This is a genomic window from Pontibacter kalidii, assembly GCF_026278245.1.
GTDB classification, from domain to species: domain Bacteria; phylum Bacteroidota; class Bacteroidia; order Cytophagales; family Hymenobacteraceae; genus Pontibacter; species Pontibacter kalidii.
In genome coordinates this window covers 598,525-618,683 of sequence record NZ_CP111079.1, presented here as the reverse complement: position 1 = coordinate 618,683, position 20,159 = coordinate 598,525, and the positions used below count along the sequence as shown (strand labels likewise).

Annotated in this window: 22 protein-coding genes and 1 riboswitch; of the genes, 13 read left to right on the top strand and 9 right to left on the bottom strand. The window is 53.3% G+C overall.

What is annotated here, in order from left to right; genetic code table 11:
* Nucleotides 1–51: 51 nt before the first annotated feature.
* Nucleotides 52–453: a hypothetical protein gene (locus OH144_RS02615; protein ID WP_266204733.1), complete on the bottom strand. Its 402-nt coding sequence runs from the start codon at nucleotides 451–453 to the stop codon at nucleotides 52–54.
* Nucleotides 454–1,021: 568 nt separating this feature from the next.
* Between OH144_RS02615 and OH144_RS02610 the strand changes: the two genes are divergently transcribed.
* Nucleotides 1,022–2,023, top strand: a complete 1,002-nt coding sequence (locus OH144_RS02610; protein ID WP_266204732.1) for an SWFGD domain-containing protein — start codon at nucleotides 1,022–1,024, stop codon at nucleotides 2,021–2,023.
* Between the two features lie 216 nt (nucleotides 2,024–2,239).
* Nucleotides 2,240–2,848, top strand: a complete 609-nt coding sequence (locus OH144_RS02605; RefSeq protein ID WP_266204731.1) for a porin family protein — start codon at nucleotides 2,240–2,242, stop codon at nucleotides 2,846–2,848.
* A gap of 74 nt (nucleotides 2,849–2,922) precedes the next feature.
* Here the strand turns inward: OH144_RS02605 and OH144_RS02600 are convergent, their stop codons facing one another.
* The 4 genes from OH144_RS02600 to OH144_RS02585 form a co-directional block, all read right to left on the bottom strand.
* Entirely contained in the window at nucleotides 2,923–3,564 is a 642-nt protein-coding gene (locus tag OH144_RS02600) for a carbonic anhydrase (protein ID WP_266204730.1), read from the bottom strand.
* A gap of 55 nt (nucleotides 3,565–3,619) precedes the next feature.
* Nucleotides 3,620–5,191, bottom strand: a complete 1,572-nt coding sequence (locus OH144_RS02595; protein ID WP_266204729.1) for a SulP family inorganic anion transporter — start codon at nucleotides 5,189–5,191, stop codon at nucleotides 3,620–3,622.
* A 150-nt stretch (nucleotides 5,192–5,341) separates the two neighbouring features.
* Nucleotides 5,342–6,733: an ATP-binding protein gene (locus tag OH144_RS02590; RefSeq protein ID WP_266204728.1), complete on the bottom strand. Its 1,392-nt coding sequence runs from the start codon at nucleotides 6,731–6,733 to the stop codon at nucleotides 5,342–5,344.
* Nucleotides 6,730–7,413: a response regulator transcription factor gene (locus OH144_RS02585; protein WP_266204727.1), complete on the bottom strand. Its 684-nt coding sequence runs from the start codon at nucleotides 7,411–7,413 to the stop codon at nucleotides 6,730–6,732. The genes OH144_RS02590 and OH144_RS02585 overlap by 4 nt, the downstream gene beginning before the upstream one ends.
* A gap of 133 nt (nucleotides 7,414–7,546) precedes the next feature.
* On the opposite strand from OH144_RS02585, the gene OH144_RS02580 reads away from it, so the two are divergent.
* Nucleotides 7,547–8,458: a cation diffusion facilitator family transporter gene (locus tag OH144_RS02580; protein WP_266204726.1), complete on the top strand. Its 912-nt coding sequence runs from the start codon at nucleotides 7,547–7,549 to the stop codon at nucleotides 8,456–8,458.
* A gap of 4 nt (nucleotides 8,459–8,462) precedes the next feature.
* On the opposite strand, the gene OH144_RS02575 is transcribed toward OH144_RS02580, so the two are convergent.
* The 4 genes from OH144_RS02575 to hpf form a co-directional block, all read right to left on the bottom strand.
* The gene (locus OH144_RS02575; RefSeq protein WP_266204725.1) at nucleotides 8,463–8,822 is read right to left on the bottom strand and encodes a DUF1801 domain-containing protein; all 360 of its coding nucleotides are present in this window, start codon (nucleotides 8,820–8,822) and stop codon (nucleotides 8,463–8,465) included.
* Nucleotides 8,823–8,982: 160 nt separating this feature from the next.
* A complete protein-coding gene (locus OH144_RS02570) occupies nucleotides 8,983–9,615 on the bottom strand; it encodes a DsbA family protein (RefSeq protein WP_266204724.1) in 633 nt (210 codons plus the stop codon).
* 109 nt (nucleotides 9,616–9,724) lie between these two features.
* Nucleotides 9,725–10,507 carry a glucose 1-dehydrogenase gene (locus OH144_RS02565; RefSeq protein WP_266204723.1) on the bottom strand — a complete coding sequence of 261 codons (783 nt, stop codon included), beginning with the start codon at nucleotides 10,505–10,507 and terminating at the stop codon, nucleotides 9,725–9,727.
* Nucleotides 10,508–10,656: 149 nt separating this feature from the next.
* Entirely contained in the window at nucleotides 10,657–10,962 is a 306-nt protein-coding gene (gene hpf, locus OH144_RS02560; protein WP_266204722.1) for a ribosome hibernation-promoting factor, HPF/YfiA family, read from the bottom strand.
* Nucleotides 10,963–11,226: 264 nt separating this feature from the next.
* On the opposite strand from hpf, the gene OH144_RS02555 reads away from it, so the two are divergent.
* From OH144_RS02555 to OH144_RS02510, 10 genes are all read left to right on the top strand, one after another.
* Nucleotides 11,227–11,850 (top strand): hypothetical protein, encoded by a 624-nt coding sequence (locus tag OH144_RS02555; RefSeq protein WP_266204721.1) that lies wholly within the window; start codon nucleotides 11,227–11,229, stop codon nucleotides 11,848–11,850.
* A 7-nt stretch (nucleotides 11,851–11,857) separates the two neighbouring features.
* Entirely contained in the window at nucleotides 11,858–12,166 is a 309-nt protein-coding gene (locus tag OH144_RS02550; protein ID WP_266204720.1) for a winged helix-turn-helix domain-containing protein, read from the top strand.
* Nucleotides 12,167–12,250: 84 nt separating this feature from the next.
* Complete coding sequence (locus OH144_RS02545; protein ID WP_266204719.1) at nucleotides 12,251–12,589, top strand: potassium transporter KefB; 339 nt, start codon at nucleotides 12,251–12,253, stop codon at nucleotides 12,587–12,589.
* Between the two features lie 43 nt (nucleotides 12,590–12,632).
* The gene (locus tag OH144_RS02540; RefSeq protein WP_266204718.1) at nucleotides 12,633–12,962 is read left to right on the top strand and encodes a hypothetical protein; all 330 of its coding nucleotides are present in this window, start codon (nucleotides 12,633–12,635) and stop codon (nucleotides 12,960–12,962) included.
* Between the two features lie 52 nt (nucleotides 12,963–13,014).
* Nucleotides 13,015–13,305 carry a hypothetical protein gene (locus OH144_RS02535; RefSeq protein ID WP_266204717.1) on the top strand — a complete coding sequence of 97 codons (291 nt, stop codon included), beginning with the start codon at nucleotides 13,015–13,017 and terminating at the stop codon, nucleotides 13,303–13,305.
* A 68-nt stretch (nucleotides 13,306–13,373) separates the two neighbouring features.
* On the top strand, nucleotides 13,374–13,664 hold the full coding sequence (locus OH144_RS02530; protein WP_266204716.1) for a hypothetical protein: 291 nt from the start codon (nucleotides 13,374–13,376) through the stop codon (nucleotides 13,662–13,664).
* Nucleotides 13,665–13,711: 47 nt separating this feature from the next.
* The gene (locus OH144_RS02525; protein WP_266204715.1) at nucleotides 13,712–14,956 is read left to right on the top strand and encodes a hypothetical protein; all 1,245 of its coding nucleotides are present in this window, start codon (nucleotides 13,712–13,714) and stop codon (nucleotides 14,954–14,956) included.
* A gap of 98 nt (nucleotides 14,957–15,054) precedes the next feature.
* Nucleotides 15,055–17,562, top strand: a complete 2,508-nt coding sequence (locus OH144_RS02520) for an XrtN system VIT domain-containing protein (protein WP_266204714.1) — start codon at nucleotides 15,055–15,057, stop codon at nucleotides 17,560–17,562.
* Nucleotides 17,559–18,944, top strand: coding sequence for an exosortase N (gene xrtN, locus OH144_RS02515; protein ID WP_266204713.1), 1,386 nt, complete (start codon nucleotides 17,559–17,561; stop codon nucleotides 18,942–18,944). Before OH144_RS02520 ends, xrtN begins: the two co-directional genes overlap by 4 nt.
* A gap of 135 nt (nucleotides 18,945–19,079) precedes the next feature.
* Nucleotides 19,080–19,799, top strand: coding sequence for a hypothetical protein (locus tag OH144_RS02510; protein WP_266204712.1), 720 nt, complete (start codon nucleotides 19,080–19,082; stop codon nucleotides 19,797–19,799).
* 101 nt (nucleotides 19,800–19,900) lie between these two features.
* Nucleotides 19,901–20,006: riboswitch (SAM riboswitch) on the top strand.
* Nucleotides 20,007–20,159: the final 153 nt, after the last annotated feature.

The following is a 20,159-nucleotide window of genomic DNA, read 5'->3' as shown; positions in this document are numbered from 1 at the left end:
CGGCTCCGATTACTCGGAGCCGCCTTTTTATCAGGAAAAGTATAATCAGGATTACTTCACGTTAACCGTTACCTCTCTGGTGCTTAGGTTCGTGCGCTTGTCGGTGGCCGCTACAATAAGCTTATAGGTGCCCGGCGCGATGCCGCCAACGTTAAGTGTCGTATCAAACTCCACCACTTTCTTGCCTGGCCGGGTACTGAAATTCAGCACTGCTTTCTCGGCCGTCTCGCCTCTCAGCGTGAAGTTCAGGTTTTCTACATTGTCTTTGTCAACGGCTGTGATGTTTACACGCAGGCCGCCTGTGACAGTAATGGCCTGGTTTTTACCAGGGTTGTTGATGGTTAAGCTCGGGGTAGAACCATCTGGTTGAAGGTTTCCCCCCTCAAAGATGTCCTCACAGGCTGTAAATGTAACAACAGCAACCATAGAGGCCAGCAAAGTTTTAAGTTTCATAGGTAATATGACTAAAAGTATCGTGCCGTAAACGGGTAGTCCGCAGTATAAATTGCACTCCTGGCTCAACCATTTCTGCTGCCACATAATTCCAACACGCCACAAAATTATATAAGCCCAAACAATAAACCTAACGCTTTACTATAAAAAATTACAATTAGACAAATAAATGAAGTACAATAAAAATCGTCCAAACACCACCAGTATCAACTCAGACACATATAGTTACACACTAATTAATAAACTGTGTGAAATTAGATACAACAAAACACATAGAGTAAATACAATTTTTAGAATACCAATAATGTATTATACTTATACAGTCATGCTTACATGGAATTGCACTGCATCTGTCTTACTAATTCATTGCTAGCGTACAGAGTAGGATTACTGTGACGGCCTGAAGGAGGGTAAAAGGCTGTGGGGCTCTGAAAACAGGCGATAATATAACATATCATCCTGCTCACCGTAGAAAAATACGTCGAAAGCATTTAGTATCTGATGCTTCTGCTTTCGGCACTTGCTATTGCATGTAAGTAATATCTTTAAATTAAAACTAATAGAACCTATGAGAAGCTATGAAAACTCGGGTTACAACCCGTTCAACGACAACGACAGGTCCCAGTCAAGAGGATCTGCCAGAAACTACTATTCGAACGATTTCGACATAACAAACCGCAACCGCCGCACTGGCTACGATAGCTCATCCAGTGGCTACGGCAGCCGCAGATCTGATCTGGGCTCCGGCACGGATGCCTACTCCAGCTCAGGCTACGGCAATACCTCATCCTACGGCCGCTCGGCCGGCACCGGTTCCTCCAACTACGGCTACGGCTCTTCAGGCTATAGCTCCGACTACGATCGTGACAGAAGCCACCGAGGCGAACGCGACACGTGGGACCGCTCTAAGGACGAGGTAAGATCCTGGTTTGGCGATGATGACGCCGAGCGCCGCAGAAGAAGAGATGAGATGCGCGACCGTGACAGCGACCGTTGGAGCGGCAGCAACTATGGCTCCTCTAACTATGGCCGTTCATCCGGTTCCGGTTCCGGCTCTTCCTATGGTTCCGGTTCGTCCTACAGCCCAGGCTCTTCGTACAGCAGCGGCTCTAACTATAGCGGAAATTACGGCAGCAGCAACTACGGCAGCGGATCCTCAGGCTATGGCAGCAACTACGGCAGCGGTAGCGGATCCTCAGGCTATGGCAGCGGCACGTACGGCACAGGCTATACTACCAGCAACTATGGCTCCTCCGGAAGAGGCAGCTACGGCTCATCCGGCTACGGCAGCAGCAGCTACGACAGAGACCGCTATTCTTCCGGCCACGACAGGGACCGAGACCGTGATGACGACAGAGGCTTCTTTGACCGCGCCGGCGACGAGGTAAAGTCCTGGTTCGGGGATGAGGAGGCCGAGCGCCGCAGAAGAATGGACGAGATGCGTGACCGCGACAGGGACCGCGACTTCCATACCGGCAACCGGTATGGAAGCTCAAGTGGGTACGGAAACACCTATGGCGGACCTCCCTACTCTTACGGATCATCTTCGAGAAGAGATTATGAATGGTAGGCACACAGACAGGCGGCCGCTTCCCAGCGGCTACCGTCGGTAAGCTTTCCTGAAAGATAGTGGCAAAAGCGCCACACAAAAGCCCTGCTACAGCTGTAGCAGGGCTTTTTGCATTTTAGGCTGGCTATATTCAAAGCTTTTTATACTTTTGCGGGCAGCAGGGCAGCCTACTGCAGCCTTACCCGCTATTTAAAAGCTTTTAATTTATACTTTATCATGAAGAAATTTATCCTTGGCGTAGGCCTTTCTCTGCTGGCTGGCGCAGCCAGTGCCCAGTCCATGGGCGTAAAAGCCGGCCTGAACCTTGGCACCCTCAGGGGCGAACATGCCAACAACTATGACTACCGCCCAGGCTATACGGCCGGTATTACGGCCCGCCACGGTTTTAACGAGCTGATCGGCATCCAGACAGAGGTGCTGTATACCTCCAAAGGCTCCAGGTATACGTTCAACACCAATGATATTGAAACAGAGGATCGCCTGCGCCTGAACTACCTGGATATTCCGGTGCTGCTGCACCTGCAGGTGAGCGGCCTGTTTTTTGAGCTGGGACCGCAGGCATCGTTCCTGGTAAAGGCCAAGCGCATCCGGGAGGTTAGCCGGGCTAATACCACGACCACCACTGAGACCGACATCACGGACGACCCCTATCCTATTGACTTTGGCTACGCTGCCGGACTTGGCTACCGGGCTCCGAGCGGCATCGGGCTGGGTCTGCGCTACAACGGCGGCCTGAAGAACATAGACGACGAGGGAGCCTATGAGGGGCGTGAGCGCCGCAACACCTCCTTCCAGCTTACCTTGAGCTACGTGCCGGGCTTCTAGAGAGTATAGACAAAAACAAAGCGCCTCCCCTAAAATTGGGAGGCGCTTATCAACTAAACATAAACAAAAGGCACTTAGGTAGTAGTGGTCATGTCACCGGTTACGCTGTAGATGTGGTCGTACTGCTGGAAATCCTTCTCCCCCACTTTCAGGTCGCGCAGCAGGCCTTCCCGGATATCATACACCAGCCCCCAAAGCCTCGGGGCATTATCGCTCAGCATGGCGTTCTGGATAATAGACGTCTTCGACAGGTTATGCACCTGCTCTATGATGTTGAGCTCCACCAGGCGGCGCTGGCGCTGCTCCTCATCCTCCATGCTCATCAGTTCCTCCTCGTGCAGGCGGATCACGTCCTTGATGTTGCGCAGCCAGTTGTCCATCAGCCCAAACTGCTTGTTACTAGCAGCCGCGGCCACACCGCCACAGCCGTAGTGGCCGCACACGATCACGTCCTTCACCTTCAGCACCTCCACGGCATACTGCAGCACCGACAGCATGTTTATGTCCGAGTGCACCACCATGTTGGCAATGTTACGATGCACAAATATCTCGCCCGGACCCGTACCGGTAATTTCGTTTACAGGCACGCGGCTGTCGGAGCAGCCAATGTAGAGGTAGCGCGGCTTTTGGCCGTTAGCAAGCTTGGTAAAGAAATCACTGTCCCCGGCCAGCTTTTCGGCAACCCATTTCTTATTGTTCTCAAATATCTTCTCCATAAAATAACGTTTGCTTTATTTTAATCCTCTTATCTGTTTATATTCCTTTTTATACTTAATGCAGATCCAATACGGCCACATCTTTAATATTGATCAGCTCCACCTGTATATTACGCTCATGCGCGGTTTTCTTGAACGTCTGTATCGCTTCCAGCACATCGTAGTCTATGTACTCGGAGTTCTCTCCGTCTATGATCACGTGGCTGTTTCGGGGCATGTGGTCCAGGGTAAGCACGATGCTGGCCTTGTTGAGAAACGACACGTGCTCGCTTAGTTTAATGCGGATAATCTCGCGCTCCCGGTGCTCCTCCTTGTGGAAGAAGTAGGGCGATTTATAGTTGGCCTTCAGGATGTAGAACACACCCACGGCAAGGCCCACGCAGATACCAACCAGCAGGTCGGTGAACAGGATGGCGAGAATAGTAACGATGAAGGGGATGAACTGCTCATGCCCCAGCCTCAGCTGCGTTTTATAAAGTACGGGCTTGGTGAGCTTGAAACCTACCACCAGCAGCACGGCAGCCAGCGCCGAGAGCGGGATCAGGTTCAGGAAGCTGGCCAGAAACAGCACCGACAGCAGCAGGAAAAGGCCATGTATAAAGGCAGACATCTTGGACTCGGCGCCTGAGGCCACGTTAGCAGAGCCGCGCACGATCACCGCGGTCATGGGCAAACCGCCAATCAGGCCCGCTGTGATGTTACCCACGCCCTGCGCCATCAGCTCCCGGTTGTTAGGGGTGCGGCGCTTGTGCGGATCCAGCTTATCGATCGCCTCCACGCTTAGTAGCGTTTCCAGGCTCGCAACGATGGCAATGGTAAAGGCCACCACGTACAGCTGCGGGTTGGCGAAGGCCGACAGGTCGGGGAAGCGAAGCTCCTGCCCCAGTTCCGAGACAGAGCCGATCACCGGCAGGCTTACCAGGTGCTGCGCCCCCACTACAAGCCCGGGGAAGGAAGCCTTGAACAGCTCGTTCAGGGCGATGGATAGAAGCACCACCACCAGCGCCCCCGGCACCAGCTTAAAGAATTTATACTTTTTCAGCGCCTTTGTATCCCAGCCGATAAGTATGGCTAGCGAAATAGCGCCTATCATCAAAGCGCCCAGGTTGATGGCTGAGAACGCGTGGCCAATCTCGGAGAAGGTGGTGCGCCCGTCAGGCTGGAAGAACCGCATCTCGCCAAAGAAGTCATCATCGGCACCCATGAAGTGCGGAATCTGCTTCAGGATAAGGATAAGACCGATGGCAGCCAGCATGCCTTTGATAACGGAGGAAGGGAAGTATAGCCCGATCACCCCGGCCTTCAGAAAGCCCAGCACCAACTGCAGCACACCGGCCAGCACCACGGCCAGCAGGAACGCCTCGTAGGTTTGCAGCGCCTCGATACCGTTCAGCACGATGACCGTTAGGCCGGCAGCCGGACCGCTTACGCTCAGCTGTGAGCCGCTGAGCCAGGCCACTACCACACCCCCTACTACACCCGTGATGATACCGGCAAACAAGGGTGCGCCGGAGGCCAGCGCAATGCCCAGACACAGTGGCAGCGCCACTAAGAATACGACCAACCCAGAGGGGAAATCCTTTCCCAGGGTAGCCAAGTAGTTTCTTCTTTCTCCTTTTTCTGTCATATTTAATTCTGATCTTGTTCGGCAAGCTTCCACACCTGCACCCGCTCACGCTAAGGTGCAAGCGCAGAATAGCTTGTCTCACCTAACTGGCACAAACCTACGCTGCCGGGATTAAGGGGAAATTAAAAAGACATTAAAAGGGAATTAAAATCACGGGTGGGCAGGAATCGTTGCGAAAGCCTGGGGTAGCGAGATAGTTACCTCAGTGCCCTTGTTGATCTGCGAATGCACCGCAATGCTGCCCCTGTGCAGCTTCAGGATACGCTCTGCCAGCGGCAGTCCGATGCCGTGCCCCGTAATGTTGCGCACATTCTCGGCCCGGAAGAAAGGGACGAACACGTGCTTCAGGTCCTCGGGGGCAATGCCCAGGCCATGGTCCTGCACGCGCAGCACCACATCGCGCTGCTGCACCTCTATCTGCCCGATGGCCGCCCGCCCATTCGGCGAGAACTTGATGGCATTTTCCAGCACGTTTACCACCGCAATCAGCAAGAGAGCCTCGTTGCCCTGCACCATCAGGCGTTTCTCATCGTCCGGGAAGCTGGCAAAGTCTATATCGATACGGGCCTGTGGCTGGCGCTTCAGGGCCTGGTCGCGGGCCATCCACAACAGTTCGTCGAAGCGCAGCAGCGTCTGCTTGATCTTGGCGTTATCTATACTTGCCTGGGCAATCTGCAGCAGGCCGTTCGAGAGTTCGGTGAGCAGGCGGGCATCCTCCAGGGTGCTCTGCAGCACCCGCTGGTACTCCTCCGGCTCACGCGGCTTCATCAGGGCCACCTCCAGCTCCCCTATCATGGCGGTAAGGGGTGTGCGCAGCTCGTGCGAGGCGTTGGAGACAAAGGTGCTCTGCATCTCGAAGGAAAGCTCCAGGCGGTCGAGCATCTTGTTAAAGGTCTGCGCCAGGTGCGAGAGCTCATCTTTGCCGTCGGCGTTGCTCAGGCGCAGGTGCAAGTCGCTGGCGCTGATCTTCTCCACCTCGCTCACGACCTTGGTGATGGGGCGCAGCGCTTGCTTGGCAAAAATCCACCCTGCCAGCACCACCACCACCACGGATCCCAGCATGCCTACGATCAGTATAATCTTCAGATTCTGAAGCTTGCGCAGACTATAGGCATCGATGCTGGAGGCCAGCACCGCGTATTCCTCGCCGTTATCCTGGTAGCAGATGCCCACCACCTGCCGCACGTCGCTGTCGTACTCCACGGCCCCATCCTGCAGCAGGCGCTCCAGTATGGCGGGCGTGATGCCCAGGTTGCCGTCGCCGTGGGAGAATACCAGCTCGCCGCTCCTGTTGTAGATCCGGACAGCCTCATGCGGAAGCTCGTGGTAAAAGTCGATCATGTTCTGCCGCCGTGCCGCTGCCCCTACCTCATCGGCCTCCAGTACGTGCCGGGCCGCCACCTCCGCGCGATTCAGGATGCGCTTGTAGAAATCGTCCTGCCGGTAAAGGGAGGTAAAATAGTAGACGACCAGCGAGAAAAGCACCAGGATCAGAGCAAAGATACTGGCGAACTGCAGCGTCAGTTTAGAGCGGATTTTCATACTTCGTCCTGTTCTTTCAGCACATAGCCCATCCCTACCAGCGTGTGGATCAGCCTGGAAGTATGGCCTTTGTCCACCTTCTTGCGCAGAAAGTTGATGTATACGTCTATCACGTTGCTACCTGTGTCGAAGGAGGTCTCCCATACCTGCTCGGTGATATCCACACGGGATACCACGCGGCCCTTGTTGCGCAGCAGGTAGTGCAGCAGGGCGAACTCGCGGGCCGTCAGGCTGATGGGCTTGCCGGCCCGTAGGACGGTTTTGCGCACCACGTCCATCTCCAGGTCGGCTATGCCCAACCGCTCACCCACGATGCTCTCGCTGCTGCGCCTGGAGATGGCCCGGATGCGCGCCAGAAGCTCCTTGAACTCGAAGGGCTTGGTCAGGTAATCGTCAGCGCCGGCGTCCAGGCCTATGATCTTGTCGTCGGTGGTGCCGAGCGCTGTGAGCATCAATATGGATACCGTGCTGTTGTGGCGCCTGATCTCGCGGCACACATCCAGCCCGTTCATGTTTGGCAGGATGATATCGAGGATGATAAGGTCGTACTCCTTCTGCAGCGCCAGCCGGATGCCCAGGCTGCCGTCATAGGCCTGGTCTACCTCGTAACTCTGTTCCTCCAAGCCCTTCTTAATAAAGGAGGCGACTTTTGGTTCATCTTCAATAAGCAGTATCTTCATGGACGATGGGTGTTTACGTGCCTGCGTGGCATTAGGCTTGCGGGCGCAGGGCACAAATGTACAACCTATACGCCAAAGCGCAACGGCGCGGCAAGCAGACACCCTAAAACAGCATTTACCGTTTTATAGGATTATGGCACACGATCACCGGCACCACGAAGGCCAACACGGGCATCACCACCACCATGGCGGCAGCAATATAAAGGTGGCCTTTTTCCTGAACCTGGGCTTTACCCTGCTCGAAATTATAGGCGGCATCTGGATAAACAGCGTGGCCATACTTTCGGATGCCCTTCACGACCTGGGCGACTCGCTCTCGCTGGGACTGGCCTGGTACTTTGAGAACGTGGCCAAGCGCGGCCGCGACCAGAAGTATACCTTTGGCTACAAGCGCTTCACCTTGCTGGGGGCGGTGATTAACTCGGTAGTGCTGCTGGTGGGTTCTTTCTTTATACTTTCGGAGGCGGTGCCCCGTATCTGGGATCCGCAGGAAGTGCATGCGCCGGGCATGATAGCCTTTGCCATACTTGGCGTGATCGTGAACGGAGCCGCTGTGTTGCGCCTCAAGAGTGGTAGTTCGCTGAACGAGCGCGTGGTGAGGCTGCACCTGATGGAGGATGTGCTGGGCTGGGCAGCCGTGCTGGTAGGCGGCATCATCCTATACTTTTTCGACCTGCCCTGGATAGACCCGCTGCTGTCGGTGGTGATTACGTTGTACGTGCTCTATAACGTGGTGCGCAACCTGCGCCAAACCATGAATATCCTGCTGCAGGGCTCCCCTTCCCATATCAAACCGGAGGCGGTGGAGGCAAAGCTGCAGGAGATGCCGGAGATCAACTCGGTGCACGACCTGCACATCTGGACCCTGGATGGGGCCTATAACGTGCTGACCGTGCATGCTGTCGCCACATCTGCGCTGCCGCTGCACCAGGCCGAAGAGCTGAAGAAAAAGGTGCGCTCTGCCATGGCCGCCATGGACATACAGCACGTCACCATCGAGCTCGAGAGCCCGGGCGAGGAATGCAGCCACGAGGGCAGCCTCTAAGAACTTAGTTCTGGTTCAGGTGCACCGCCTCGCGCACCAGGTCGGCGAAGTAGGCCTCATCAATATCGGCGATGGTACGGATCTTAATGTGCGGGTACTGGCCATTGCGGCTCACCAGGCGGCGGTGCGGATCAGATAGCTCCTTGCCCCGGAAAAAACCAAAATGGATACCGCTACGCGAGGAGGAAAAGTAGCACACAGGGCCGTAGAAGAAATAACAGGCGCAGTCCCAGCGTACGCACTCCTCCAGGTGGGCCACCGAGGCGTGGATAATGCGGCGCACTTCCTGAGCCAACAGCTGCTTCTCGGGCGTCAGTTTGTCTATGTACTCATCAACTTGGTTTGTGGTCGTTTTGCTTCTCATATGGGGGTCTGGTTCTCTATTCGGTCTAAACTCAAGAACACTTAAATATACTGAAGTTTTAATATACGACAAAACAAGTAAAGAGGTTGTTATAGATGCTCATGAAGGCCTATATATAAAACTACTTATATAAATAAAGTATAAATCCTGTCTTGGCCCCTTACAGCAGCTGCAGCAGGCGCTGCTCCAGTTCCCCCAAGTCTACATAGCCGGCGGTGAGGCGCTGGGGGCCGTCTTCGGTGTTCAGGTAAACACTTGGATAGGTCGTGGCCCCGATGTCGTCTACGAAGGCAAACTCATCCTCCATCTGCCGCATAATCTCCTCAGACTCAAATAAGGTCAGGAACAGGTTCTCGGGGATGCCGAAGAGACGGACAAGGCGCACCAGCTCCATCGTGTCCTTCAGGTCGATGTTATCCACGAAAAAGGCAGAGTGCATGGCCCGTAGCACCTCCAGGGTGAGTACAGGCCGCAGCAGGCGCACGCACAGCATGGCGCGGCAGGCTGGCTCGGTGTTAAACACAAAACTGCGCTGGATGAAAAAGCGGTACTCGAACGGAAGGTAGGTGCGCTCCTGCACGCGGTGCCAGCTCAGGGCCAGGCGTTCTTTATGTTCGTGCTGCAGCGGCTGTGTTTCGTGCGCCTGCAGCTCCCCGAAAAGTACTTTTACCTCTACCCGCCCCTGCCACAAGGCCCGCAAACGGCGCACCACCGGCGTAAAGCCATAGCACCACGCGCACATGGGGTTAGTAACATAAAGCAGCGACAGGTTTTCGGGCATGTCTCTCATCATAGCTTGGCTCTGTTTCTATACTTTCTACGGGGATGGGGTTATTAGTTGCTCGTTATTAATTGTTCGTTACCGGCCACTTTCAACTTTCTAATTCTTTAACTTTCTAACGCTAAGCGTAAATCATTTTCACGCTCATGCCGCCGTCTATTATGATACTTTGCCCCGTAATGAAGCCGGCTTTGTCGGAGCAGAGGAAGAGGGCGGCCTCGGCAATGTCGTTTGGCTCGCCCACTCTGCCGGCAGGGTGCTGTTCCCTGTCTTCTTTGGTGTGCTGCGGCGCATACTTGTCCTCCGCCTTTTTCCACTCGCCCACCTCTATCCAGCCCGGGGCAATGGCGTTTACCCGCACCCGCTCCCGAGCCAGGCTCACGGCCAGCGCGTGCGTGAGGGCCTCCAGGCCGCCTTTGGAGGCAGAGTAGGCAAAGGTGTCGGGCTCCGACATAAAGGCACGGGTACTGGAGATGTTCAGGATGGCCGGGTGCTCTGCCTGCTGCAAAAGCGGCAAAGCATACCTGGCACACAGCAGCGGGCCGCGCAGGTTCACGGCCAGCATCTTGTCGAAGGCAGCCATCTCCAACTCCTGCAACGGCCCCTGAAACGGGTCGGCAATGCCGGCGTTGTTGATGAGCGCATCCAGGCTTTTATACTTCTCCCCCACCTGCCGCATCAGCGCCTGTACCTCCTCCTCCCTACTTACATCGCAACGCACGAATAGGGCCTGATAGCCCTGCCCCTGCAGCCACTGCTCCGCCTGCCGGCCGGCTTCTTCGTCGTTATCGGCGATAACGACGGTGGCCCCTTCCTGGGCAAACCGATAGGCCATCCCCAGGCCAATGCCCTGCGCGCCGCCGGTTATGAGTATGGTTTTGTGCGGATAGTAGGATTCACTCATTTTATACTTCTGATTTGGTGGTACAAGTATAACGGATGTCCTGGCCGAGGGCTCTAAAAGGAAGCGCCTGCAGGTGATGGGAAAACAACAAACCCGCCGCATCTACAAGTATAAATGCAGCGGGTTTGCCTTGTAAGGCCAGAGGCAGTTTATCTTTTCTCCAGCTGTCGCTTTAGTTTCTCCTCCACGTTCTTGAGCAGTTCATGCCAGTTGTCGCCTTCGTCCTGCGCAAAAACATCGTTACCGGGTATACCCACGCGCATGCGCACGCTCTTGCTGTTGGTAGCCTGGCTGGCCTCCTCCTTAAAGTACACGTCCACGGAGTCGATCTTTTTCGCGTGGCGCTTCACCTTGTCAATGGTATCGCGCACGCTTTGCTGCAGGGCGTCAGAAATGGTAATATCAACAGCCTGCACGTCTAGTTTTATGCCTTCGTAATGCTCTGTGTAATTCATCGTTTGTTTTGTTTCATGTATGGATGGGGCAGAACGCTATACTTTATACTTCCCGCCCCGGGTTTGCCATTTAAACGTAAGGCGGGGGCTTTGGTTTGGCCGTGCTTTGCGAGGGATGCCTCCGCTCGCCGCTCCGTTTCAGGCTTGGGCATCGCAGTTCTCACAGCGAAAAGGCACCGGGTGCATCTTATTTTCAAAATATTTATTCTTTTCGCTTGACATTACGTAAAGCACTATTAACTTTGAAACTCAAAGTACTTTACCATGAACCAGCAGCAAGACCAACTAGAAGCCCTGCACGAGATCCGCAACATCATGGATCGCTCTTCCCGCTTTATCTCGCTTAGCGGCCTGTCGGGAATAGCAGCCGGCGTCTCCGCGCTCTTAGGGGCGGCCGTGGTGAAGTGGTACCTGGTAAGCCAAGGCATCAAGTATGGAGCGTCACTGGGCCTTACCCTGACCCAAGACAATCTCATGTTCCTGGCGGCAGTGGCGGGGCTTGTATTTATACTTGCCCTTTGCTCGGCTACCTATTTCACGGCACGCAACGCCAAAAAGAACAGCCACCGGGTGTGGGACAGCAAGACGGAGCGCATGCTCGTTAACCTGTTCATACCGGTTGCGGCAGGCGGGGTGTTCTGTGCCATACTTGTGTACCATGACCTGTTGTATCTGGTGGCGCCTGCCATGCTGCTGTTTTATGGCTGTGGTTTACTGAATGCCAGCAAGTATACCCTGAGCGACATCCGGTACCTGGGCCTGCTCGAGATCGTACTGGGCCTGCTCGCCAGCTTTTTTGTGGGCTACGGTTTACTGGCCTGGACGCTGGGTTTCGGGGTGCTGCACATCGTGTACGGCACGCTGATGTATTTTAAGTACGAACGCTAGCAGACCTGTGAAAGATTACCTTGAAAATATAAACAAAGCCTTCGAAAGCAGGGCGCGGCTGGGCATTATGTCGGTACTGATGGTGGAGGAGAAGGCAGATTTTAACACCCTGAAAGACACATTGCAGCTGACGGACGGGAACCTGGCCAGCCACCTGCGGGCGCTGGAAGAAGCCGAGTACCTGCGCGTGGAAAAGCAGTTCGTAGGCCGCAAGCCGAACACGACCTACCATGCCACTGATGCCGGCCGCGAAGCCTTTAAGAGCCACTTGGATGCGTTGGAGCAATTAATTTTGAGCAATCGGAACGGCAGCTAATTTTTTTTTATACTTATACTTTGCATTTCAAAGTACTTTACAAACAGGAAAAATCAATTTAAGAACGATTAAAACTTGCAAGCCATGACACAGAAAAGCGAATCGCAGAATAGGCCTGTTCATCCGGCTCCGGTGGGAAAACGGTTGTTAATGGGCGCAGGGATCGGGCTACTCCTGATCTCCTTCTTCCTGATCGGGGCCGGGGAGCCTGACCCGGAATGGCCGACGCTATGGTGGATCAGGCCGCTGCTGGTGGTTCCGGCAGCCGGTGCCCTCGGCGGGCTGTTCTTCTACAACATGGACCATCTCCGCTCCCAGGGCGGCTGGCGGGAGGTGTTTGCCTATGTGCTGAGCCTGATAGTATTCCTTGTGGTGCTCTGGCTTGGTACGGTGCTCGGATTAGCCGGCACCATGTGGGATTGATCAGAATTGAAAAGGTGTTTCAAAAATTTTAAAGTATAGCGTCATGCACGACAAAAAAGAATATCAGGGAGAAGTAGCGAGAAATGACGGCGCTACCGCCCTTACCATCATCAGCTGGCTGTTCGGCATTTTATTTTTCGCTATCGGCTTTGTGAATACCTTCTGGGGAAACGACCCCGGTTTTGGAGTTTTCATCATACTTCTATCGCTCATTTACTTCTTCCCGGTTAATACCATTCTCCAAAGATTACTCGGATTCTCCATCCCCAAAATCGGGTTAGTGAAAATCCTGCTGGGCATGTTCATTATCTGGGCAGCAATGGGCGTGGGCGAGTTATTCGATAAGATAGAACTGATGCTAAACAGCTTTTAAAAACTGATAATCAAACACATAAACCAAAACATCAACTTAAAACCAGAACGTTATGATCACGCAAAACAAAAGACTTACCGGCATTATGCTTGCCGTAGTGCTTATCCTGTCCATTCCATTCATAGCGATGCAGTTCACCAGCGAGGTGGACTGGGGCCTATTTGATTTTGTGCTCATGGGCGTGCTGCTGCTCAGCACCGGCCTGCTGTGTGAATTTGTGCTTAGAAAGGTAAGGAATATGGATTATCGGATCGGCCTTATTGCCCTTATCCTGGTAGTGCTCTTCCTCATCTGGGCCGAACTGGCAGTCGGCATTTTCGGGTCGCCGTTCGCTGGAAGCTGAACAGTAACACCACCCATGGCGCAAACTGAACTGAAAAGTGTAACCGACCACTAAAACCTGAAATAACAATGGAAAGCAAAACAGCAGTACCTAGCAAACCAATTATCTGGGCTATGAGCGGCTGGGTGTTTGGCCTGGTAGTCATCACGGTGGGTATCTTGAACTTGCTCTTGGTGCACCCCGTTCCGGGAGTTGCTTATCTTCTCATCTCCCTGATTTACTTGCCGCCGGCTAATCTTTATGTCAGGAAGAAGCTTGGTTTCTCGCTTCCAGCTGTCGTTAAAATCATCCTGGGCATTATCCTGATCATGTTCACCTTAGGCGTGAGTGACCTGGGAGACATGCTTGACAAGTGGTAGATACGCCAGCATCAAAGTATACTTTCTAAAGACCAACTAACCCCGCCATGAAAGACGAGATACGTACACATCTAAACGACCCCGGTCAGCTCGAAAAGCTATACAGGAGCAACAAGGCCCCTTTTACGCAGGAGTTCCGGACAATATACCCTGAGCTTCGCGGCAACGCGCTCGCTGATTTCTGGAACGAACGGCTCCGTTACGAAACCGATGAGATCAACTGGGGCACCACCCGGGACCTGCTGCTGGTGGTGACGGCATCGCTGGTAGCAGGTATACTTGCCAAGCTGCCCGCCTTCTTACCCGTCGATGAAGCGTTCTTTTACCCCAGAAACATCAGCTTCATCATCTTCCCGCTGCTCACGGCCTATTTTGCCTGGAAGAACAAACTGCCCGCACGTAAGATGGCTCTGCTTGGCGGGGCTATGCTTCTCCTCCTGGTTTACATTAACCTGCTGCCGGATGCTCCTGCAAGTGACACCCTGGTGCTAGCCTGCCTACATCTGCCCCTGCTGCTATGGGCCTTGCTTGGGGTAGCCTTTACCGGAAACGAGCTCAACAACTATAACAGGCGACTAGGGTACCTCAGCTTCAACGGCGACCTGCTGGTCATGACTGCGCTGCTGGCCATAGCAGGCGTGCTCTTGACGGGTATTACAATCGGGCTCTTTGCGATAATAGGGATCCAGATAGAGCAGTTCTATGCCGAGTACATTGGCGTTTTCGGGCTGGCAGCCATACCCATCGTTGGCACCTACCTCACGCAGACCAATCCGCAGCTGGTAAACAAGGTATCGCCTGTCATCGCCAAGATCTTTAGTCCGCTGGTGCTGCTCATGCTCACCGCCTACCTCATCGCTATCCCCTTCTCCGGCAAAGACCCCTACACCGACCGGGACTTCCTGATACTGTTCAATGTGCTGCTAATTGGGGTAATGGCGCTTATCTTTTTCTCGATCGCTGATAAATCCAGGAACGAGCAGGACACAACAGGTACCTGGATACTGTTTCTCCTGGCCATCGTCACGGTTGTAGTAAACAGCATCGCCTTGTCGGCTATTTTATTCCGGATAGCAGAGTGGGGCATTACGCCGAACAGATTAGCGGTACTGGGCAGCAACATCCTGATGCTGGTGCACCTGCTGCTGGTAACCCGGGCGCTTCTCAGATCGCTCACAAAAAAGGAGGACATGGGAGCTGTGGGTAGGACCATCGCTTTTTACCTGCCGGTTTATTTCGCCTGGGCGGCCCTTGTCGTGTTCCTGTTTCCGGTGCTGTTTGGGTTCAGGTAGCTGCTTGAGGTACATATCCGCTAGTTTATACTTTAAAATATAAAGAAGTAGATCTCCCCCACTTAGATGTGGTGGAATTATAAAACTATGCCCGCAACATGCAAACACTAACCAGAATACCTGCTAAAACCGACCTGAAGCTGCACTATGTTGGTGTGGGTCTGATTGCAATTTCCTCACTTATCTTTATGCTTCCGGAGTGGGGCACTGCGGCAACAGATGGATCTGCATTCGGCATCTTCTGGCTAAACTATGGTTTGGCTGCGATATACTTTATGGCTATGCTATTGGAAAGGGTGTTTTCCTTCAAAAGGCCTTTCCAACACTTAAACTACCTGTACTTATACCAGGTGCTCTTTATCATCAGCTGCTTTTCCCTTAACCGGGAGATGAACATTTTTCAGGATTCTGTTCCGTGGCTCGAGGCATTTGTCACCCTCTTTTGCGCAACGCTGGTGGTGTATAGCTTTCAGGAGCGGCTACCGAAACTCCTCAACCAGGTACTGCTTTTTATACTTGGAGCCGGCATCATGCTTTGGATATACTATGCGGTATACTTGTTGCCACTCTATTTTATCAGCATTGTAGGAATAGTCGTACTGGGCATTTCGCTGCACACATTTGTGCCTTTGTGGGTGGTGCTGAGTGTAGGTTTCGGGGTGCAAAAGACGGCTTCCAAAGACCGCCAGTACCTGCGTAGCTTTTTGGCCGGAGCCGCATTCCCTATCCTTTTCGGGGTATTTTTTATCTGGCAGTGGCATACCCGGAGCGCTCAGATAGACTTCTATAACAATGACTTTGTGATAGAGGAAAATGAAAGCCTGCCGCGTTGGGTGAAATTAAGCCAGCATCTGCCAGCCGATTACCTGACAGAGCGGATCATGAAAACAGACTTTGTCTACCAGGTACCCAGTACCAGTTTTAGTATGTGGGATATGCCCGGTGAAAACTTCACTGAAATCAAACGCCACGATCCGCTGGTAACATTGGCTGTCTTTTTTCTGGGGGTGCCCAACCTGGACAGGAAAGAGAAAGTGAAAATTCTGGAGAGCATGTACGATGCGCGGCACCAGGCAGAACAGCGGCTGTGGTCGGGCAACAACCTGAGTACAGCCAATGTGGTGTCGCAGGTGCGGATCTACCCGCGGTACCGCCTCGCCTATACCGAAAAAGTACTGCGAATACACAACAACATGCCGAATAGCTGGAACGAGCAGGAAGCCATTTATACTTTCTTTTTACCCGAAGGAAGCGTGGTATCCTCGTTGTCGCTCTGGATCAATGGCCGCGAAGAGAAAGGCTACCTTACGACAAAAAGCAAGGCTCAAACCGCTTACAACACCATTGTAGGCGTTGAAGCACGCGACCCCTCTGTCGTGCATTGGCAGGAAGGCAACCGGGTGTCGGTGCGTGTTTTTCCCTGCACCCCGGCAGAAAACCGCCAGTTTAAAATCGGCGTCACCTCTCCCCTTCGCCAGGATGGCCGAAGGCTGGTGTACGACAATGTATACTTTACGGGCCCATCCGCTAAAGCCGCATCCGAAACATCAGTAATATACCTCGAGGATCAGGTTGCCGGTTTAGAGCTTCCATTTGGATATAAACTGACACGAAATAACGCGTACAAACGCCAGAGCAACTATCAACAGGACTGGAGTATGAGTTTCGAGGCGCCTGCTTTAGCCAAGGGCAGTTTCAGCTTTGGTGGCAACAGCTATAAACTGGTAGCCCTTCCGCAGCAACTGGACCATTTCAAGCCACAGCAGGTATACCTGGATGTTAATGTGAGCTGGTCTGCTAGGGAGTTCAGGCAAGTATGGCAGTTGGTAAAAGGAAACCAGGTTTATATTTGGAATGGAGAGATGGTGCAGCTAACAGAACAGAACCGTGCAAAGTTGTTTGAGCTGCTGCAACAGCAAAATTACTCTCTCTTTCCGCTCCACAAGGTGAAGCACCCCGGGCAAGCCCTCGTCATCAGCAAGAGCAACGGTGCCTCTCCCAACCTTCATGATCTGAAAGACACCCCATTTTCAGTGGAAATGGCCGATGCCTTGCCGATGCAAACCGCCATCAGGGTTTACTCGCTGAGTGAGCAGCTTTCGTCCTACTTTAAAAGCCTGAAAGAGCTGCGTGTCATCACCGCCATGCACGGAGAGGAAGGTCAGCTGGCAGCGCTACTAGAGCAGCAGCAATTCCTCAAAACAACGCCGGATAAGAACATCGTATCCTTAGGCGCGTCGGGTTTAGGCGTTGTAAAAACCGAAGCCTCCCTGGCAGGTGACGCGCCGGATCATCTGCTACGCCTGTTTGCCTATAACCACTTGCTGCAGCAAATCGGTCCCCGTTATTTCTGTCAAGATTTCATCGAAGAGGAATTGCTTGCAGAAGCCGCGCAGGCCAATATCGTAAGCCCGGTTTCAAGCCTGATCGTGCTGGAGACGCAGCAGGACTACGAGCGTTTTGATATCCAGAAAAGCAAAGACAGCCTGGGCAACGCCAGCATGAATGCTTCCGGAGCTGTGCCAGAACCTGAAGAATGGGCTTTGATCATACTTGCCATCCTGATCGTAGGCACCATCACACTTAAGCCATACATCCTGAAATGAACCTGACTCTCCTCCGACCGACAGAACGCCTGCTGGTGCCCCTGGTAGTGCTGAGTTTATACGTAGCCGTAGGCGGGTATTTTTTGAAAGAGTACTTGCTTTGGGATAGCCAATGGTTGCTGGCCCTTGTACTGGCGCCGTTGGTAGCCCTGCCGGGGAAAGAAAAAGCTTTTTCACCGGTCTTGTTGCTCCTGGCCATTGCCCTTGCTATACTTTCGGCACATTTACTGAACAGTACGCTTTTCTTCTTTGCCTTCCTGGTGGCACTTTGGTGCGGGGCACAGCTTATACTTGGTCGTATCTCGTGGTTCCCCTTGCTGCTGCTGGGCGTGGCTTCCCCAATCCTTAAGTATGTTGCCAACATCCTCAGCTTTCCGCTTCGGATGCAGCTGACCGATTGGGCCGTTGCTGTACTGAAGCAAATCGCCACCCACGCAGAGGCTGCCGGCAACATCATCCTTGTGAACGGCCAGGAATTCGCGGTTGATCCGGCGTGTGCCGGGCTGTCGATGCTGTCGCTCTCGCTTATGTTGGGGGTATTTATACTTGCCCACCTGCAGCGGGCAACGCAGCACGTATGGCCGCTTTGGTCCATCGGCCTGATGCTGGGTGTCATGTTGCTACTTAACCTGGTTTCCAACCTGTTGCGCATTCTGTTGCTCGTTTGGTTTAAAATTTTGCCGGCTAATCCCTTACACGATATTATCGGTCTGCTCTGCCTGCTGTTTTACACGCTCATCCCGTTTTATTTTCTGGCCAAATGGCTGCATCAATACCTTGCAAGGCCAGTAAGCTGCAAACCCAAAAGCTCGCAGATGAGTTTGCGGGGCTCCTTACTGCTGAACTACCTCCTGCTCCTGCTGCTAGCAAGTACAGGTCTGCAAATCCAAAGCAAAAAACCATGGATGGCAACCGAACAAGCCGTGCCCCAGCTAACAGATTTTGAAATGGAAAGCTTGGATAATGGCGTGACCAAGTATAGTAACCAGGAGGTGCTGGTGTACTTGAAACCTGTGCAGGCCTTTTACTCGACCGAGCACCACCCGCTCATTTGCTGGGAAGGGAGCGGCTATACATTCCGGCAGGTACAGCAACGGCAGGTTGGCAGCAACACGGTGTATGTGGGCGAGCTGCAAAAGGGTAAAGACACGCTGTTTACGGCCTGGTGGATGGACAATGGCCAGCACCGCACCATCAACCAATGGGACTGGCGCACCAGGATGCTAAAAGGAGAAGAAAAGTATAAAATGGTAAACGTGACGGTTGCACAAAAGCAGGAGCTACACCGGGCTATCCGCTCGGTCATGCACCAGATCCGGACCTCGCCGGAGGCAGCCTCCCCAAATAGCCTACACATAGCGGTAGCTGGTGTAAAAGAATGAAGGGTTCGGGTAAAGATCGAGCATGTCCATAAAAACAACGCCCCCTCCCGTACTTTCTGTCTTTTTACCCCCTAACCCTCCCCCACCCCTTTCTCGTTTAATAGCACAGCAATTAACCATTAAAGTTGAAGGCCTATGAACACCCTACCTGTCAACTGGCTTACCGAGGGGCTGCTGGATTTTGAGTACAAGAAATACCTGCTGCTGGCCTACCTGCAGGCCGCCAAAACCGAGTTTGGCAAACAACGCCTCTACCCGATTTTCTCCGATCTGATCATGCATTACCGCAATCTCAAGCAGGTAAAGGAGCACAAGCAACTGGTGTACGAGTCTTTCCCGCAGCGCATCAGCCGCGCCGACTTCGAGAAGCTGGAGCTGGTGTATGAGAAGATCGTGCAGGACGATGAAACAATGGAGCAAATAGAGGAGATCATCCAATATGCCACGCCGCTTTTCAGCCAGGCGCTGGAGGAGGGCAAAGAGCTGTATGATTTCGTGGAGCGCCACCTCGAGATCACCCCGGTGGGCATCACGCCTATTTACCACAACGAGGGCTACCTTTTCCTGGAGAGTTTACCCGGCAAGGAAACCCGGGTGTACAGCTACCACATCACCGTTTTTGAGAATACCTACGAGAAGTACAGGGGCATTAACACACAGCACCTGCAAACCGTGCGCCGCGGCCTGGCCCTGACGCATGAGCACCTGAAGGCGCAGCTGATAAAGGAGCGGAAGGAACTGCCAAACCCGGCCACCTTTGCCGCCGTGTCTACCTTTCCGGTACCGCTGGAGCAGTCGCTGCTGCCCATTGCCAAGCGCTCGCTGGTAAAGTACGTAACCAGGCTGGCAGGCTGATTTATCGCCTGTTTCAGAATAAATTACGCACAAAATTTACACAGTTCAGAAAAATATGTAATTTTGCATCATTAGTAAAAAGGACGGTAACGTCTGTAAAAGATTTATAGAGAAGAGGCGAGAGAATAGGCTCCCTGACCCTCTGGCAACCTCCCAAGTCGGGGAAGGTGCCAAATCCTATCCCGGCTGGTCCGGGGCATATAAATAGACAACGCAATGCAAACCTACACGAACACACCAGCACCAAGTATAGCCCGCCGTGGCCTCACCACTGCTCAGGCTACCATTATTCCCAATACTGCCCGCACCATGCAAGGGTACTGTTGCTGCTGTTGTTGTATGTGCTGATCGAAGCACCTC